A 1,469-nucleotide genomic window follows, 5' to 3' on the forward strand; every position below is an offset into this window, starting at 1 on the left:
AAGTGGCCTCGATTAACTACTTTCTCCTGCATATTTTTATAGCCAGCTTTGGACTTACGATAGTTCTTAACTTGTTGATTAAATGCCTTTCTTTCATGCCGTTTGCTATTGATTCCCTCGTGTTGCATTGGTGTGTCAGCTATTCCCTGTTCCACAAATGATTTTTCACTGATCCGATCAGGAATGTTTTTTTGCTCCAAAGCCTGATTTACACTTGCCGCCCAATTATGACGCCATTCAATTATTTTTTCTTTCTTATCCCAATCGACCATCAGTATCTTTCTACTCTTAGGGTACTTGCTAGTTCCGGTATACATTTTATTGCCATTCTCATCTAAAATATATTCCTTTTTACTCTTGATTCCCCATGTTCCGTCTGGGTTAAATGGTCGGTTAGTTAACATCACATGTGCGTGCGGATTATCTTGGTGGTCGCGATGAATTGCCACGTCGGCTACCATGCCCTCATCAACAAAATTTTCTTGCACATATTTTGTCAGTAATTCTTTCTGTTCGGATTCACTTAATTCTACCGGTAAAGCCACGTTAAACTCTTTTGCATACCGTGAGTTTGATTTACGATCTTTCTTTTCAACTTCATTCCACAACTGCTCTCGATCACTCGCCCATTCAGGTGAATTTTTTGGCGTCAAAATAAAGCTTTCTGGCATGATCGATCGGGCATAAAAATAGTGGCGACCTTCCTTATCATCAAATAGCTTTTCACCACTTCGATAAGCGGCACTGGCAATCGCACTTCGTCCTTTACCAGCACTAATATTACTAAAACTCATGTGGAATATTGCCATGTCAGTCACCGTCTTCCTTTGATTCTATGGGTTTTGACCTTGTTGTCGCCATCGGCAACTTCTAATACAGGATTTTAGCACGATTTACCCCACAAGAATTTAGTGGGGTGTAAGTGCGCATTGACCTCGTTTCACTCGGTCTTCTGATTCTCTTAACTTTAATTTAGTGTATGCCTTTCGCTTCGCTATTTCAACTTTTATCCTTTGACTTAACATTCTCTGTATGATATAGTGTCGGTGATTATTTTTAATATGATTGGAGGGATCGTTATGTCTCAAAGCAACTTAGAAAAACAAGAAGCTAAATTAAAACAGCTTAATCAAAAGATTAAAGCTGAAAAAATTAAGATTGAACAACGGCTAGGTAAACAAATCATCAGTCAAGCCAATTTAGATTATGCTAATTTGTCTAACGATCAGATTAAGCTTTTAGCCAAGCAATTTTCTGAATTTTTAAAGGTAAAGTCCGTAGATCATTAGCCATACGAGATGGGGAAATTCCATGTCTAATCAATATGAAAAACTAGTCGAGCAGCAAGCGCGTTTAAAACAAAAAATTGAGCGGGAAGATTTTAAATTACGCCAATCTAAATACTATGAAAATCGGCAAGCCCGCAAAGCCCGTTCTCGCCGATTAATTCAAAAAGGGGCTTTGCTCGA

General features: G+C 38.5%; 2 protein-coding genes. One reads left to right on the top strand and one right to left on the bottom strand.

Going from position 1 to position 1,469, the window contains the following annotated elements:
• Nucleotides 1-809, bottom strand: an 809-nt coding sequence (gene mobQ, locus EKM87_RS12310; protein WP_164506511.1) for a MobQ family relaxase, incomplete at its 3' end; no start/stop codon positions are given.
• Nucleotides 810-1,079: 270 nt separating this feature from the next.
• Here mobQ and EKM87_RS12315 point away from each other — a divergent pair.
• Nucleotides 1,080-1,289, top strand: coding sequence for a hypothetical protein (locus EKM87_RS12315; protein ID WP_125685038.1), 210 nt, complete (start codon nucleotides 1,080-1,082; stop codon nucleotides 1,287-1,289).
• Nucleotides 1,290-1,469 lie beyond the last annotated feature (180 nt).

Origin of the sequence: Levilactobacillus yonginensis (assembly GCF_003946265.1) — a bacterium.
GTDB classification, from domain to species: Bacteria; Bacillota; Bacilli; order Lactobacillales; family Lactobacillaceae; genus Levilactobacillus; species Levilactobacillus yonginensis.